Origin of the sequence: Comamonas suwonensis, from assembly GCF_012844455.2 — a bacterium.
GTDB classification, from domain to species: Bacteria; Pseudomonadota; Gammaproteobacteria; order Burkholderiales; family Burkholderiaceae_C; genus Comamonas; species Comamonas suwonensis.
Map to the genome: position 1 here is coordinate 37,928 of NZ_JABBCQ020000014.1, position 15,397 is coordinate 53,324.

General features: G+C 58.7%; 13 protein-coding genes and 1 tRNA gene. 11 read left to right on the forward strand and 3 right to left on the reverse strand.

Annotated elements, in window-relative coordinates; translation table 11 throughout:
- From recN to HF327_RS15640, 6 genes are all read left to right on the forward strand, one after another.
- Complete coding sequence (recN, locus tag HF327_RS15615; RefSeq protein ID WP_198461111.1) at nucleotides 1–1,761, forward strand: DNA repair protein RecN; 1,761 nt, start codon at nucleotides 1–3, stop codon at nucleotides 1,759–1,761.
- Between the two features lie 4 nt (nucleotides 1,762–1,765).
- Entirely contained in the window at nucleotides 1,766–2,689 is a 924-nt protein-coding gene (gene rapZ / locus HF327_RS15620) for an RNase adapter RapZ (RefSeq protein WP_198461112.1), read from the forward strand.
- Nucleotides 2,690–2,700: 11 nt separating this feature from the next.
- Complete coding sequence (locus HF327_RS15625; protein WP_198461114.1) at nucleotides 2,701–3,408, forward strand: winged helix-turn-helix domain-containing protein; 708 nt, start codon at nucleotides 2,701–2,703, stop codon at nucleotides 3,406–3,408.
- Nucleotides 3,409–3,413: 5 nt separating this feature from the next.
- Nucleotides 3,414–4,880 carry a two-component system sensor histidine kinase CreC gene (gene creC, locus HF327_RS15630; RefSeq protein WP_198461116.1) on the forward strand — a complete coding sequence of 489 codons (1,467 nt, stop codon included), beginning with the start codon at nucleotides 3,414–3,416 and terminating at the stop codon, nucleotides 4,878–4,880.
- Nucleotides 4,881–4,976: 96 nt separating this feature from the next.
- Nucleotides 4,977–6,410, forward strand: a complete 1,434-nt coding sequence (gene creD / locus HF327_RS15635) for a cell envelope integrity protein CreD (protein ID WP_198461118.1) — start codon at nucleotides 4,977–4,979, stop codon at nucleotides 6,408–6,410.
- Nucleotides 6,407–6,679 (forward strand): hypothetical protein, encoded by a 273-nt coding sequence (locus tag HF327_RS15640; protein WP_198461119.1) that lies wholly within the window; start codon nucleotides 6,407–6,409, stop codon nucleotides 6,677–6,679. Before creD ends, HF327_RS15640 begins: the two co-directional genes overlap by 4 nt.
- 65 nt (nucleotides 6,680–6,744) lie before the next feature.
- Here HF327_RS15640 and mutY read toward each other — a convergent pair whose 3' ends face one another.
- The 3 genes from mutY to mutM form a co-directional block, all read right to left on the reverse strand.
- Nucleotides 6,745–7,812 carry an A/G-specific adenine glycosylase gene (gene mutY / locus HF327_RS15645; protein ID WP_198461120.1) on the reverse strand — a complete coding sequence of 356 codons (1,068 nt, stop codon included), beginning with the start codon at nucleotides 7,810–7,812 and terminating at the stop codon, nucleotides 6,745–6,747.
- A 4-nt stretch (nucleotides 7,813–7,816) separates the two neighbouring features.
- Nucleotides 7,817–9,814, reverse strand: a complete 1,998-nt coding sequence (locus HF327_RS15650; RefSeq protein WP_198461121.1) for a dynamin family protein — start codon at nucleotides 9,812–9,814, stop codon at nucleotides 7,817–7,819.
- Nucleotides 9,815–10,060: 246 nt separating this feature from the next.
- Nucleotides 10,061–10,900: a bifunctional DNA-formamidopyrimidine glycosylase/DNA-(apurinic or apyrimidinic site) lyase gene (gene mutM, locus HF327_RS15655; protein ID WP_198461122.1), complete on the reverse strand. Its 840-nt coding sequence runs from the start codon at nucleotides 10,898–10,900 to the stop codon at nucleotides 10,061–10,063.
- 50 nt (nucleotides 10,901–10,950) lie between these two features.
- Between mutM and HF327_RS15660 the strand changes: the two genes are divergently transcribed.
- From HF327_RS15660 to HF327_RS15680, 5 genes are all read left to right on the forward strand, one after another.
- Complete coding sequence (locus HF327_RS15660; protein WP_198461123.1) at nucleotides 10,951–12,738, forward strand: tetratricopeptide repeat protein; 1,788 nt, start codon at nucleotides 10,951–10,953, stop codon at nucleotides 12,736–12,738.
- Complete coding sequence (locus HF327_RS15665) at nucleotides 12,735–13,253, forward strand: lipoprotein insertase outer membrane protein LolB (RefSeq protein WP_198461124.1); 519 nt, start codon at nucleotides 12,735–12,737, stop codon at nucleotides 13,251–13,253. The genes HF327_RS15660 and HF327_RS15665 overlap by 4 nt, the downstream gene beginning before the upstream one ends.
- A 62-nt stretch (nucleotides 13,254–13,315) precedes the next feature.
- Nucleotides 13,316–14,170 carry a 4-(cytidine 5'-diphospho)-2-C-methyl-D-erythritol kinase gene (gene ispE / locus HF327_RS15670; RefSeq protein WP_198461237.1) on the forward strand — a complete coding sequence of 285 codons (855 nt, stop codon included), beginning with the start codon at nucleotides 13,316–13,318 and terminating at the stop codon, nucleotides 14,168–14,170.
- A gap of 39 nt (nucleotides 14,171–14,209) precedes the next feature.
- Nucleotides 14,210–14,286, forward strand: a tRNA-Gln gene (locus tag HF327_RS15675).
- A gap of 44 nt (nucleotides 14,287–14,330) precedes the next feature.
- Nucleotides 14,331–15,290 (forward strand): ribose-phosphate pyrophosphokinase, encoded by a 960-nt coding sequence (locus HF327_RS15680; RefSeq protein WP_198461125.1) that lies wholly within the window; start codon nucleotides 14,331–14,333, stop codon nucleotides 15,288–15,290.
- Nucleotides 15,291–15,397: the final 107 nt, after the last annotated feature.

Consider the following 15,397-nt stretch of genomic DNA (forward strand, 5'->3'; position numbering starts at 1 on the left):
ATGGCTTTGAAGCGCATCGCCCTGCAGGACTTTGTGATTGTTCAGTCCCTCGATCTGGATTGGCAAGCTGGCTTTACGGTACTGACCGGAGAAACCGGAGCAGGAAAATCCATCATGCTGGATGCCCTGCAGCTGGTGCTGGGCGCCCGTGCCGATGCACAGGTCGTGCGCGAAGGCTGCACTCAGGCCGACATCTGTGCCGAGTTCGACTGCCCTCAAAACCTGCGCCCCTGGCTTGAAGAAGCTGGCTTTGCACAAGAGCAAGAGCTGCTGCTTCGCCGCGTGATCGACAGTCAGGGCAGAAGCCGCGCATGGATCAATGGGTCTCCCGCCACAGCCACCCAGCTACGCCACCTGGGCGATCAGCTCATCGATATTCACGGCCAGCACGCCTGGCAAAGCCTGACCCGCCCTGATGCAGCCCGGGCCATGCTGGACACCTATGGCGGCATTGACACCGTCCCGCTCAAGTCACTATGGCAGGGCTGGCGTCAGACCAGCCAAGCACTGGAGCAGGCTTTGTCTGCCCAGGACAATCTACAGCGCGAGCGTGAACGCCTGCAGTGGCAGATTTCGGAGCTGGACAAGCTCTCCCCACGCGCTGACGAGTGGGATGAGCTCAACGCCCAGCACACCCGCCTGTCGCATGCACAGACCTTGATGGACTCTGCACAGACTTGCCTGCAACTACTTGAAGATGATGATGCTGGTGCAGCCAATCCTTTGGGTAAAGCGCACCACCTGCTACAAGATCAAGAGCACCTGGAGCCAGAGTTTCAGAATATTTCTGATGTACTAGCTTCCTGCGTGGCGCAGTTGCACGATGCAAGGCACTCTCTGCAATCCTATCTGCGCCGCGCCGATCTGGACCCTGAGTTACTGGCTGATCTGGACGAGCGCCTTGCGCTGTGGATGCAGCTGGCACGTCGCTACAAACGCACTCCCGAAGAGCTACCCACGCTGCTGGAAGGCTGGAAGCACGAGCTGCGCCAGCTTGATGCAGCTGTCGATGTCGATGGACTTCGCTCCACGGAGCAAGCCGCTTATCAGCAATATCAAGCGGAGGCACGCCATGTCTCTCAGCAGCGCGCACTGGCAGCTCCTCGCCTGTCACGCGCCATTACCCAGTCCATGCAAAGTCTGGGCATGAAAGGGGGACGCTTTGAGGTGCAGCTGGAGCAAGCCGAATCGGCGACTCCCGCAGGCACTGACAGCGTGACTTTTCTCGTCGCAGGTCACACCGGGGCCACACCCAAACCCATTGCCAAAGTGGCATCGGGCGGTGAACTGTCCCGTATTTCTTTAGCCATTGCTGTCACTACCAGTGAGCTGGGGCAAGCTGGAACACTGATTTTTGACGAAGTCGACTCCGGTGTAGGTGGCGCTGTGGCCGAGACCGTGGGGCGCCTCATGCGCTCTCTCGGTCATTCGCGGCAGGTATTGGCCGTTACGCACTTGCCGCAGGTTGCGGCCTATGCCAATCAGCATTACCGCGTCACCAAACGCCCCAAGTCCAACACCACCATCAGCAGCGTGGACCCGCTGGATGGCGAGGAACGCGAAATGGAAATGGCCCGCATGCTGGGCGGCGAGCATCTGTCTGAAGCCACGATGGCCCACGCCCGGGAAATGCTAACCATGGCAAGATTGTCGGCAAGCGAGCTGCTGAACAGCAATGGATCGCCTGCCTCAAACGCCAAAAGTAAAAGCAGCAAGGCATCCACTACGCGCAAAAACACCAGCAAAGTCAGGGGAGAGTGAAATCATGTCTATGGAGATTGTTCTGATCAGCGGCATGTCCGGGTCGGGCAAATCTGTTGCGCTGCATGCGTTGGAAGACGCAGGCTTTTACTGCGTGGACAACCTGCCGCCAGAGCTGCTGCAATCCTTTGTGGAGCTGAAGCTCACTCACCAGGAGCAAAAAGTAGCCATCGCCATGGATGCGCGCAGCGCCCAGGGCCTGCCGCAGTTGCCTGAGCAACTGGCGCGCCTTGAAAAGCAGGGCCTGATCCCTCGTATGATTTTTCTGGATGCTGGCAACAGCACGCTGGTGCGCCGCTTCTCTGAAACACGCAGACGCCACCCCTTGTCCCCCGGCTCGGCTGCCACTGAGCGGCAGGCGCTGGAACAGGACATTGAAAAAGAGCGCGAGCTGCTAGGAACACTGCGCGACCGATCTGTCGTTGTCGATACCAGCGACCTCAAATCATCCCAGCTGCAAAGCTATATCAAGCAAGTCATTGAAGCGCCAGAGGGCCAGATGACGCTGATGTTCCAGTCCTTTGGCTTTAAGCACCACATGCCCGCAGACTCGGACTATGTTTTTGATGTGCGCATGCTGCCTAACCCGCACTACGAAAAGGATCTGCGCCCGCTGACAGGGCTTGATCAACCTGTGGCGGACTATCTGCGCGACCTTCCCGAGGTGCAGCAGATGCAGCTGGACATTCAACAGTTTCTGGAGCGCTGGCTGCCGCTACTGGCCAGAGACCACCGCAGCTACGTCACCGTGGGCATTGGCTGCACGGGCGGGCAGCACCGCTCAGTCTTTCTGGTAGAGGCTCTGGCCACGCATTTCGAAAAAACCTGGCCGACCGTGCGCCGCCACCGTTCGCTGGATTTTCGTGGAAAATTTCTGCAAGTTTCTCAGCAGTTCTTGACCACTGACACCCCGCCTGCCTCTCACTGATCCAACCTCCAATGCTCAGCCCTCAGGCTCCGGCCCCGCGTGTACTGCTGCTGGAAGATGACCCCGCCATTGCGCGCACCATCTGCTATGCGCTGGAACGCGAAGGCATTGCCGTCACCCATAGCCTGCTGATTGCCGATGCGCGCCAGCAATGGGCATCTGTCGCCTTTGATGCCTTGCTCATGGATGTGGGCCTGCCCGATGGCAATGGTCTGGACTGGTGCCGAGAGCTGCGTTCTACAGGCTCGATCGCTCCCGTGCTGGTTCTCAGCGCCCGAGGCGAAGAGATGGACAAAGTGCTGGGGCTTGAACTGGGGGCCGATGACTATCTGAGCAAACCCTTCAGCCCCCGCGAGCTGTTGGCCCGCACCCGTGCATTGCTACGGCGCTCAAGGCAATTTCAGCCAGCAGCGCAGGCCCAGCCTGCGCAAGCACTTCAAATAGATGAGCAAGGCCAGCGCATTCTGCTGCACTCGCAAACCATGGATTTGACGCGCCGCGAGTATCAGCTGCTGCAAAGCCTGATCCAGAGCGCAGGCCGCATCCTCAGTCGCGATGCGCTGCTGGAGCAAATCTGGGGACTGGGCAGCGAGAGCACCGACCGTACAGTGGACACCCACATCAAGACTCTGCGCGCCAAGCTGCGCGAGCGCTTGCCGGGCCAGGAAGTCATCATCACCCACCGCGGTCTGGGCTACAGCCTGAACCAACCCGGATAAGCCCGATGCGCCTGGGCCTGCGTCTGTTCTTTGCCTTCTTCCTCATCAACGGGCTGGCCGCGTTTTTTGTGCTTCGCGTCTTTATGGTGGAGGTTAAACCCAGCGTTCGCAAGGTGACCGAAGACACGCTGGTCGAAACCGCCTATGCGCTGGCAGCGCTTGCCAGTGCAGACCTAGCCCAAAACCGGTTTCAGCCGAACCAAAGCGGCACCTTCGCTACTCAGCTATCGAACTACACACAAAAGCCCATTCAGGCCTGGATCTGGGACGCCCGCAAAACCACGCTGGACATGCGCATCACAGTGACCGATGCACAAGGCATTGTGCTGTTTGACTCGCAAGGCAAAGATCAGGGCACCGACTATTCACGCTGGCGCGATGTCTATCTGACGCTGCGCAGCGAATACGGTGCGCGCACCACAAGAGCCGTCAAAGAAGACGAGTCCAGCAGCGTGATGTATGTCTCCGCCCCCATCATGGTGAACGGCCAGATTGGCGGCGTGCTCACAGCCTCCAAACCCTCCAGCTCAGTGCAGAAAATCGTGGATAGCGCAGAGCAAAAAATTTTGCGTGGAGGTCTGCTGTTTGTGCTGCTGTCTGCAGGCGTAGGCTGCGCCGTAACCTGGTGGTTTGTGGTGCATGTGCGCCGCCTGCGCAACTATGCGCAGCAAGTTCAGGCCCCCACCCTCAATGAATCGGCTCACCCTGCACAGATGCCCCAGCCTGTAGCCGTGCCCAATATGCCCGGCGAGCTGGGCGAGCTGGCTCAGGCCATGGACACCATGCGAAAGCGCCTTGAGGGACGCGACTACATTGAAGGCTACGTACGCGCCCTGACTCATGAGTTGAAAAGCCCTGTCGCCGCCATACGCGGCGCGGGCGAGTTGCTGCAAGACGATCTGCCCACCCCAGACCGCATCATGTTTGCCACGCAAGTTGTGGACCAGAGCCTGCGTCTGCAAAACCTGATTGACCAACTGCTGCAACTGAGTCGACTGGAGCAGCGCCAGCAGCTGGATAAAACCCATAGCTGCAGCCTGATGGAGTGCGCACAAGAGGCCATGCATGCCCTGCACGGCACCGCCCAGCAACACGGCATTGCACTGCAGCTGAAAGGCGCAGATAGCCACGGCCCATGGGAGGCTGGCCTTGTCACCCTCGCCGTCAGCAACCTGGTGCAAAACGCGCTGGATTTTTCGCCGGAAGATCGCGTCATCACGCTTGCGTTGAGCCCACATCGCATCACCATCAGCGATCAAGGCCCGGGCGTGCCAGACGCCATGCTGGCCCGCTTGGGCGAGCGTTTCTTCACAACACCCAGACCTAATGGCGAGCGCAGTGGCACCGGCCTTGGCCTGTCCATCGTCACCCGCATCATGCACCTGCACGGCGGCAGCATGGCGATACGCAATCTGCACCCAGGGCTTGCTGTGACGCTGGACTTCGCTCCTGAAAATCAGGTCACCTCATGAATGAAGCGCGACTTCACACTCGCTTCACAGACTTCATTTCGTCCACACAGTCGCTCAAGACACTGCCTCCTGAAACCTCATATTTCAGGAGCAAGCATGAAAAACCGACTGCTATTCAAAACAGTCTCACTGCTGATCGTTCTGGCAATGCTCATGCTGGGCTTGTCCATGATTCAGGACGTGGTCAAGGACCGCATCCGCAACCGTGACTACGCCGTGCAAAGCGTGGTGTCCAGCCTGGCCGGATCACAGACGCTTATCGGCCCGGCGCTGGTGCAGAACTGCACGGAAACCACCAGCAACCCCAACGGAAAAAAAATCGAATACACCACGCGTGAATTTCAGCGTCAGTTGCTTCCCGACAGCGTGAGCCACAACGCCAACGCAGCCATGGAGGAGCGCTCACGCGGCCTGCACCTGATCAATGCCTATGTGCTGCACGACCAGATTCAGGCCAGCTTCAGCAACGCCGATCAGTTTTCCCTGCCACCCAGCGCTACGGGCGCCACCAAAGCCACCGTCAGTTGCGGCAAGCTCTATCTGAGCTTTGCCCTCAGCGACCCCCGCGGCATTCGCAGCGCGACTGTTGAAGCCAATGGCAAGGAGCTGAACGTGGAGTCTGGCACCTCGCTGGAGTACTACAGCAAAGGCATTCAGTCCGAAATCAACCCCGCCACACTCAAAAAAGGCGAGCCACTGAGCATCAGCCTCAAGCTGCAGTTGCTGGGCACTGAACGCCTTGCCTTCACGCCTATAGGCGCTGAAAACAAGGTGACCCTGACCGCCGACTGGCCGCACCCATCGTTTGGCGGCAGCTTTCTTCCCGCCCGCCGCGAGGTAACGGACAACGGCTTTACCGCCAACTGGGAAATATCCTCACTCGCTACCTCCGCCAGCACCGCCTTCACCCGCCAGCAAGGGCTTTGTCGCTCCGGATATGGCGACAGCGAAACAGACTACACCGTCACCAGTGCGGCGCGTGCAGCCGCATCTGGCAATGGCCCCTGTCTTGAGACCATGAACACGGAGTTCGTCAATCCCGTCAACGTCTATTCGCTGAGTGACCGTGCCACCAAATACGGCTTGCTGTTTGTGATTCTGACTTTTGTCGCCGTAGGCCTGTTTGAGGTCATGAAAAAGCTGCGCGTTCACCCAGTGCAATACCTGCTGGTAGGCTCTGCGCTGTGCAGTTTCTTCCTGCTGCTGATCAGTCTGTCCGAGCATCTGGGTTTTGCCACGGCCTATGTCATTGCCGCCAGTTCCTGCGTCGCACTGCTGGCCTTCTACGCCACTCATATTCTGGGCAGCATCAAACGCGGCCTGCCGTTTGCAGCCGCCATCTCGGCACTGTATGGCCTGCTCTATGTGCTGCTGCAGTTGGAGCAGACCGCTCTGGTCGTCGGCTCCATTGCCCTGTTTGCCGTTTTGGCCCTGGTCATGATCTGCACCCGCCATGTGGACTGGTATGCCTTTGGCCGCGGCGATAACGATGCACCAGCCAAGGCAGTGGCAGACAAGGAACTGGCATGAACACCACCCAGCATTCGCGCGAAGTTCAAACCCTATTGGCCATCTCATCGCAGTACCTGCTCAATGAAGGCAGCGTGCAGCAATACCTGCAGCTCTGGCTGGCAGCACAAAGAAGTGGCGATCGCGCAGCGCAGCAGACTGTTCGCCAGCATGTGGCGGATGCCGGTCGATTGCTGCAAGCCCAACGCGCCAACCCACAGGCTAGAGCGCTGTGGCTGGCCTTGATGAGCCTGCGCTGCTCCATGCTGATGCCGCGCCTGCGATTCTGAACTCTCTACCTCCAATAAAAAAAGGTGACATGCATCACCTTTTTTTATTGAAGCAGAGCCAAGACTCAGGCCAGCTCAGAGTCCAGCAGCTTGCGTATCGGCGCAGGCAAACCCAGTTCAGCCCAGCCTGCGGCATGGACCCAGCAGGATTCATCTGCATCGGAAAGCATAGCTGCCTGCGCTTGATCCATAGTGACCAGCACCGGGTGAAGGTGCAAATCCTTATGTGTCAGCACATGCAGGAAACCGGGCAGGTCTTGCCAGCTGTGCGCAGCACTATCAAGCCAGGTAGCGTTGGCAAAGCGCTGCAAGGCCTCATAGCTGTCAAAGACTGGTGGACTGTAAAGCCCCGCCCAGATACCCACTTGCGGGCGCTTTTGTAGCCACACGCGGCGCTGGCTATCCACGACCACCAGCAGCCACCACGCTTCAGAGGTTCGTTTGACCTTGCGCGTGCGCACAGGGTAGGCCTCAGGGTTGCCAGCGCGCCCGGCGCGGCATTCATCGTGCAGCGGGCAGACCAGGCAGCTAGGCTTGCGCGGCGTGCAAATGCTGGCACCCAAGTCCATCATGCCCTGTGTGTAACGCGACATGGCCTCGTGCAGATTCTCTGTGGGACACAGCTGCTGCGCATGCACCCACAGCTGTTTTTCATTTTTGGACTGCGCCAGATCGCCATCAAAGCCCAGCACGCGCGTGAGCACGCGGCGCACATTGGCATCCAGAATCGGCACGCACTCAGAAAAGCAGAACGAAGAAATTGCACCAGCGGTCGAACGGCCAATCCCGGGCAGCGTCGCCAGTTCTTCGGCGGTCTTGGGAAAAGCCCCGCCCCATTGCTCCATGACGGTCTGCGCGCATTTGTGCAAATTGCGGGCGCGGCTGTAATAGCCCAGACCGCTCCACAGCGCCAGCACAGCATCTTGCGATGCAGCAGCCAGACTGGCTACGTCCGGGAATGCATCCAGAAAGCGCTGGTAGTAGTCCAGCACGGTGCTGACCTGAGTCTGCTGCAGCATGATTTCAGACAGCCAGACGCGGTAAGGATCACGGGTTTGCTGCCAGGGCAAATGATTGCGGCCGTGGCTGGCCTGCCACTGCACGACAGCAGTGGCAATCGAAGGGAAAGTCAAGATTTCAAGCTACCAGGTTGATGTCCAGCGACGCGGAAGCGATCTGGGCGCGCTCAGTCCATAGAGGCACCAGCAACTGGGCTGATGCGCTGATCAACTGCCTCTGCAGCGAGCCCAGATGAGCCTGCGCATTTTCCATGTCAGCAATACGCTCTTCCAGGTCTGTGGCTGCGCCGCTGATGCGATCGACCGCTTCCAGGCGGCGCGTGTAACTGCGTTTACGTTCGCGCAATTGTGCATCGACAGGCGCAGTCAGTGATTTGCTCCACATTTCCACGTCGTTCGATGCCGCTTCAAACACGGTGCGCAGACGCAGCGCCAGCGCCTTGATCAATCGCTGCGAAAAATCGGCACTCGTAAGCTTGAAGGCACTGCTCAAGCCCAGGTACTGGGTATAGCTGCCTTCGATGCTGCGCAGGTCCTCAGTGAAGTCGGACAGCATCAGCGTTGGCGGTACCTGCAGAGAAAAGCTGAATTCAGCATTGAGCTCTCTGAATGACGTACTCATCAAGTTCTGCATTTCTTCGGCCTGCGCCAGCACCTTGACGGCCACCGCATGCAGTCGCTCAAACGTCTGCTCGTAGATCTTGCGCACACCCAGCTTGAGGCCGCGCTGATCCAGTGCTTCTTTTAGTTCGAGCAGCTCTTTTTTCAAAGCCGCCGAGCTAAGCAGCTGAAAAATATCCTTGAGCATGCGCATGTGCACCGTGCGCATGGCCTGAACCTTGGTCGAGCTCTGGTCAAATTCCTGGCTCTCCCCCTCGATGCGCGAGCGCATGCCAGCAATCACACTGGCGTTCTTGCCACGCAAGCCGCACAGCTCAGCCAGCTGGTCGTCCAGCTCTCTGCGGCGCATATTAATAACTCGGTCCACCTGCCCCTGCAGTTGCTGCACATTGGCATGTACTGCGGCCTGCAGCACCTTCTGGCGCTGCCCCATGATGCCGTTGGCCAGCAAGTCCTCAAACGCGGGCAAGCCGCTGGCTTGCAGCAAGACATCGTTGCGATTCACCTTGGCTACCAGCCCCTTCTGGGCAGAAACAGGTAACACCTTGTCGACCGAGACCCCCAGCAGATTGGCTGAGTCCTGCTGCTGCCTGCGCAACTGCGCCTGCACCTGCGCGCCAGAGCTGAGGCTGTCCCACAGCGTATCGACCTTGTTGAGCACCACCAGACGCGATGCAGCCAGCGCATCGTCTCCACCCGCCTTACCGGCACCAGCAGGCAGCACATGGTCACGCCAGATGGCAAGATCGGACTTGGTTACGCCCGTATCAGCCCCCAGCACAAAGACCACAGCATGGGCCTGGGGGATGAGGTTGACCGTCAACTCGGGCTCCGCACCCACGGCATTCAGGCCGGGAGTATCCAGAATTACCAGCCCCTGCTTGAGAAGAGGGTGCGGCATGTTGATGAGCGCGTGGCGCCACATGGGCACGTCCACCCAGCCATCGGCATCCACCATGGGGTTATCGGCTTCATCGTCGTCATGCCAGAAGCCAAGCCTTCTCGCCTGATCAACGGAGACTTTGCGCACCTCGGCCACCTTGACCAGCGTGTCGGCAATCTGCTGCGCATTGCCAATATCCAGCGGGTACTGCACCCATGAATCGCTGCGCACACGCCACTGACCCAGACTCTCGGGCGACTCACGCGTGTCAATGGGCAGAAGGCGCAAGCTGGGCATCAGATCAGCCTCCCAGCCAAGCTCTGCAGGACACATGGTGGTGCGGCCGGCACTCGCAGGCATGAGGCGACGGCCGTAGTGGGCAAAGAAGATGGCGTTGATCAGCTCTGATTTTCCGCGCGAGAACTCGGCCACAAAAGCGACCATGACCTTGTCGCCGCGCATCTGGTCTTCAAGCCGCTGCAATCGCTCCTGCACGGAGACGTCCAGCAAATCCTGCGCCATCAGCCATTCGCGCAGTTCCTGCAGCTGCGAGGCGAAACCACGTCGCCACGCACCATGTTGGCCAAACTGCTCGTTGAATGAAGCTGTCACGTCTACCCCTCTTGTTTGTGCAAGTCGCCCAGTCAGCGAACACTGCCAGCCCGATCAAAATATAGCATTGGCCATTGTCAGGGCTGCCATGCACTGCTGCACAGCGAGTATCGGCGCATGTCTGCTCACTCTGCATCAAATACGCGCGCATCTCACACCGTGCTGTGTCATATCAGACAATAGCGCTGAATTGTGAGTCAAAACAGCCTCAAGCGCCCATGAAGCAAGCGCTAGCAGCTATCAAATTCAAAGAGCTTTTGCCTCTTTCTGGCAGCGGGCGCAATAAAAGGTGCTGCGCTGCCCCTGCTTCATCAGCTTGATAGGCGCGCCGCAATGCGTGCAAGGCAAGCCCTCCCTGGCATAGACCTTGGCCTGCAGCTGAAAGTGCCCTTCCATGCCATTGGCCGCAGAAAAATCTCGCAGCGTGGTGCCGCCCTTCTCCACCGCCAGGGCCAGCACAGAACGAATCGCCTCATACAAAGTTTTGACCTTGCGTGGCCCCACATCCCGCGCCGGTGTGGCTGGGTGAATGCGCGAGTGAAACAGCACCTCAGAGGCATAGATATTGCCCACCCCCACCACCACGCTGCCGCTCAGCAGCAATTGTTTGATAGGTGTGCGGCTGGCAGCCAGCCCGGCCTTGAAGGCATCAAACGTGAAACTGCCACTCAGCGGCTCCATGCCCAAGTGGTCAAGTAACTTGCGCGCCAGGGCATCGCCCTCATCGGGCACATAAATCACGGCGCCAAAGCGGCGCGGGTCATGCAGTCGCAACAGGCCCTGAGAAGTTTGCAGGTCAAAATGGTCATGCGGCCCGGCGCTGCCCAGCGGCACCTCGTCAAGCCCTGCAAAGCGCAGACTGCCTGACATGCCCAGGTGAATGAGGAGCAGTCCCTCACTCAAATCCACCAGCAAATATTTACCGCGACGACGCACGCCCAGCACCTCGCGCCCGACCAGGGCCTGCGGCAATAGCCCCAGCGGCCAGCGCAGGGGTTTACCCAAGGCTGCAGCATCAATGCGCGCACCCGCAATGCGGTCCGCAAAAGAACGGCGCGTAACCTCGACTTCGGGCAACTCAGGCATGCAATCTCTTCTTCACCAAGTGTTCAACAAGCTTGGATTATTATGGGCCGATGGTTCATCCTCTACGTATTCAGGGACTCGCCGTGGCCACCGCTCTGGTCATGGGATCGGCAATCGCATCCGCCCAACCTGCCGATCCGCCACCCAAAGTGGACAGGACCGAGCAAGCGACCGACCTTGAGCAAAGCATGGAGCGCGAAGGCAATCAGGCCGCCCTCTCTGCCGAGCTGTTCTATGAAATCCTGGTGGGCGAGCTCGCCGCCCAGGAAGGTGCCCTGAACGACGCACAGGCCCTGATAATGGAAGCTGCGCGCAGCAGCAACAACGAAAAGCTCTACCGCCGCGCTACAGAGCTGGCAGTTCAGTCACGCTCTGGCGATCGCGCTTTGCGCAACGCCCGCGCCTGGCTGGAGGCCTATCCAGAATCACGCGACGCCAACCGCGCCGTGCTGCGCATTCTGGTGGCCATGAATCGCATCGCCGACTCTGCCAGCTACCTGCGCCGCGAAGTAGAGCTGACGCCAGCCGCCAACCGCAGCGCCACGTTTTTGGCCATCACCCAGCTCTATAACAATGCCTCAGACAAGTCTCTGGCCGCCGATGTGGTGGAGCAGGCACTGGAAATCGATTTCAAAGACCCCAAGAACGGCCCTATGGCCTTGGCGGCAGTCGGCCACATGCGTCTTGTGGCAGATCAAAAACAGGCTGCACTGCAAGCGCTGCAAAACGGTGCCAAGCTGAGTCCGGACTCGGGCGCTATCGCCCTGCTGGCAATGGAACTGCTGGAGTCAGGCTCCACCGAAGTCGAGCCACTGGTTAAACGCTATCTTGAGAAAAATGCATCGCCCCAGCTGCGCCTGACCTATGCCCGCGTGCTGCTGGGACAAAAGCGCACTGCAGATGCCAAGACTCAGCTACAACTCATCACCCGAGACACCCCGGAATTCCCAGAAGCCTGGGTCATCCTGGCCAATCTGCAGCTGCAAAATAACGAGCTGGATGCTGCAGATACTTCGCTGGCCCAGTTTGGCGCACTGCTACCCAAGCTGCCCGATGGTGTGGGCCGCAATGCCGGTGAAGCCCAGTTCTATCTGCTCAAAGCCGAGCTGGCCGAAAAGCGCAAACGCTATGACGAGGCCGACGATTATCTGCAGCGCATTCCTGACGCCGCCAATCTGCTGAGCGTGCAAGCGCGCCGCGCCGATATGCTGGCGCGTCAGGGCAAAGTACAAGAAGGCCGTGCGCTCATCCAGGCCACACCCGTCACTGGCCCCAATCAAAAGCGTCTCAAGCAAATCGCAGAAGTGCAATTGCTGCGCGACGCGGGCTTGAATCAGGAAGCCTACACACTGCAGGCCGACCTGCAAAATCAGTCCCCCAACGATGTGGAGCTGGCCTACGATACAGCTCTGTTGGCAGAGAAAGCCGGCAAGTTTGATGAGATGGAGCGCCTGCTGCGCGACATCATCCAGCGCAAGCCCGACTTCAAGCATGCCTATAACGCTCTGGGTTACTCCTACGCCGACCGCAATATCAAGCTGGAAGAAGCGCAAGCTCTGATCCAGAAAGCGCTGGACATGCAGCCCGGCGACCCCTTCATCACCGACAGCCTGGCGTGGGTGCATTTCCGCCGCGGCAATCTGCCTGAAGCAGAAAAGCTGCTGGAGCAAGCCTATGCCACGCGTCAAGATGCAGAAATTGCCGCCCATCTGGGCGAAGTTCTGTGGACGCAAGGCAAACAAGACCGTGCACTGCTCGTCTGGCGTCAAGGCCTGAAGGAAGACAGCAGCAACGACACGCTGCTGGAAACCCTCAAGCGCCTGAACGCCAAGCCATGAAGCCCATGACCCAACTGCGCAAGACCTGGCTGACCCTGATGATGAGCGGGGCTTTGCTGACTGGCTGCGCTCTTCCTGAGCGCCAGCTGACACCCGATGCGACCGCGACCAGCCAGCACTGGTCAGGCCGCATGGCCTTGCAGGTACAGGACTCACAGCAACAATCCTTCAGTGCCGGTTTTGAACTGCAAGGCCGACCCGAAAACGGCACGCTGCTGGTGTTCAATCCGCTGGGCTCCATCATCGCCCGACTGCAATGGACGACTGCGGGTGCCACGCTGCAGCAAGGCGAGCAGATAACAACATCCGACTCTCTGCCCGAACTCATCACCCGCCTGACTGGCAACGACATCCCCGTTGCGGCGTTGTTTGACTGGCTACAAGGAAAGGACACCACAGTCACCGGCTGGCAAACCGATCTGTCGCGCATCGGCGAAGGCCGCCTGCGCGCTGACCGCAGCAGCCCGCCCCCCGAGGCATCGCTGCGCATCGTGCTTGACCAGGAATCACGCTGATCCGCGGCTTCTGGCCGGTTCTGGTGCTATCGTTGCGCCTTTTTTCCCCACCTATCTTCGCCATGCACTCGCTTTATGACGTGCCGGCTCCGGCCAAGCTCAACCTGTTTTTGCACATCACAGGCCGCAGGCCAGACGGCTACCATCTGCTTGAATCCGTCTTCATGCTGATTGACTGGCACGATGTACTGCACTTTGAACGCAGCCCCAGCAGCCAGATCAGCCGCGAAGACCTGAACGGTGTGACCCTGCCCCCAGACGATTTGATTACCCGCGCAGCCCGCACCCTGCAGCAAGCCACAGGATGCACTCAAGGCGTTCACATCGGCATTCAGAAGAATTTACCGGCGCAAGCTGGCATGGGCGGCGGCTCATCGGATGCGGCAAGTACGCTGCTTGCCCTCAACCGCCTGTGGAACCTGAAGCTCTCACGCCAGGAACTGCAAAAAATCGGTTTAAAGCTGGGTGCCGACGTGCCCTTTTTCCTCTGCGGTCACTCTGCCTGGGTCAGCGGAATTGGCGAAATCATTGAGCCACTGAATGGCAGAAATGCCTTACCAAAGCAGCAATTCATCGTAATCAAGCCCGAACAAGGACTGGAGACCGGGCAGATTTTCACAAGCGATCTCCTGAAACGCGACACAAAGCCTGCTATAGTTGCGGACTTCGCTGCAGAGCACTACGGTTTTGGCCGAAACGACTTGCAGCCAGTCGCTGAAGGCTTGCAGCCCGAAGTGATGAAAGTCAGAAACTGGCTTGAGTCATTCAAACTGCATGCTAGAATGACGGGCTCAGGAAGTGCAGTCTTTGCACCAATGACACAGACAATTGATTTGAATAGTGCACCAAACACTTGGCAAATCAAAATCTGTAAAAATCTCGAATCTCATCCACTTTTGAGTTGGGTTTCTGGATAAAAAGTTTTAGGCTTTTTGTCTTCGACAAAAGACCTGTGTAGGGGAGTCGCCAAGTTGGTTAAGGCACTGGATTTTGATTCCAGCATGCGAAGGTTCGAGTCCTTCTTCCCCTGCCAAACATCTTCTTGCGTCATAGCAACCCACAGCACTGGGACGCACAATGCATTCACATCATTCTGATTTCATGGTCTTCACAGGCAATGCCAATCCAGGCATGGCCCAAGAGATCGTTAAGCACCTTGGCACCAACCTAGGTGCTGCTGACGTTGGCTGTTTCTCCGATGGAGAAGTTGCAGTCGAGATCAAGCAAAACGTTCGCGCTCGTGACGTGTTTGTGGTTCAGTCCACATGCGCCCCCACCAACGACAACCTGATGGAGTTGTTGGTCATGGTTGATGCACTCAAGCGTGCGTCCGCCGAGCGCATCTGCGCCGTGATCCCGTACTTCGGTTACGCCCGTCAAGACCGCCGCCCCCGCTCCAGCCGCGTGCCAATCACCGCCAAGGTGGTTGCCAACATGCTGCAAGCCGTGGGTGTCGAGCGCGTTCTGACCATGGATCTGCACGCCGACCAAATTCAAGGCTTCTTCGACATCCCCGTAGACAACATCTATGCGACCCCCGTGTTGCTCAATGACCTGCGCCAGAAGAACTACGAAGACCTGATCGTTGTGTCCCCCGACGTTGGCGGTGTGGTGCGTGCTCGCGCCCTGGCCAAGGAACTGGGTTGCGATCTGGCCATCATCGACAAGCGTCGCCCCAAAGCAAACGTGTCTGAAGTCATGCACGTGATCGGCGATATCGACGGCCGCAACTGCGTGATCATGGACGACATGATCGACACCGCAGGCACCCTGGTCAAGGCAGCCGAGGTGCTCAAGCAGCGCGGCGCCAAGAATGTGTACGCTTATTGCTCGCACCCCATCTTCTCTGGCCCAGCCATTGAGCGCATCGGCAACGGCACGGCTCTGGACGAAGTGGTTGTGACCAACACCATTCCATTAAGCCCCGAGGCTCAGCAGTGCGGAAAAATTCGCCAACTGTCTGTCGCCGGTCTGTTTGCCGAGTCGATTCACCGGATTTCTACCGGCGATTCGGTGAGCAGCTTGTTTAGCGCTTAAAATCTCTGGTTTTTCGGGCTTGAGCCAAGCAAACCTCCTGCGGGAGGTTTGACTGTTTCAAGTCCACCGCAAGAATCCAAGGCCTTTGTCAAGGCACAGGTTCTTTT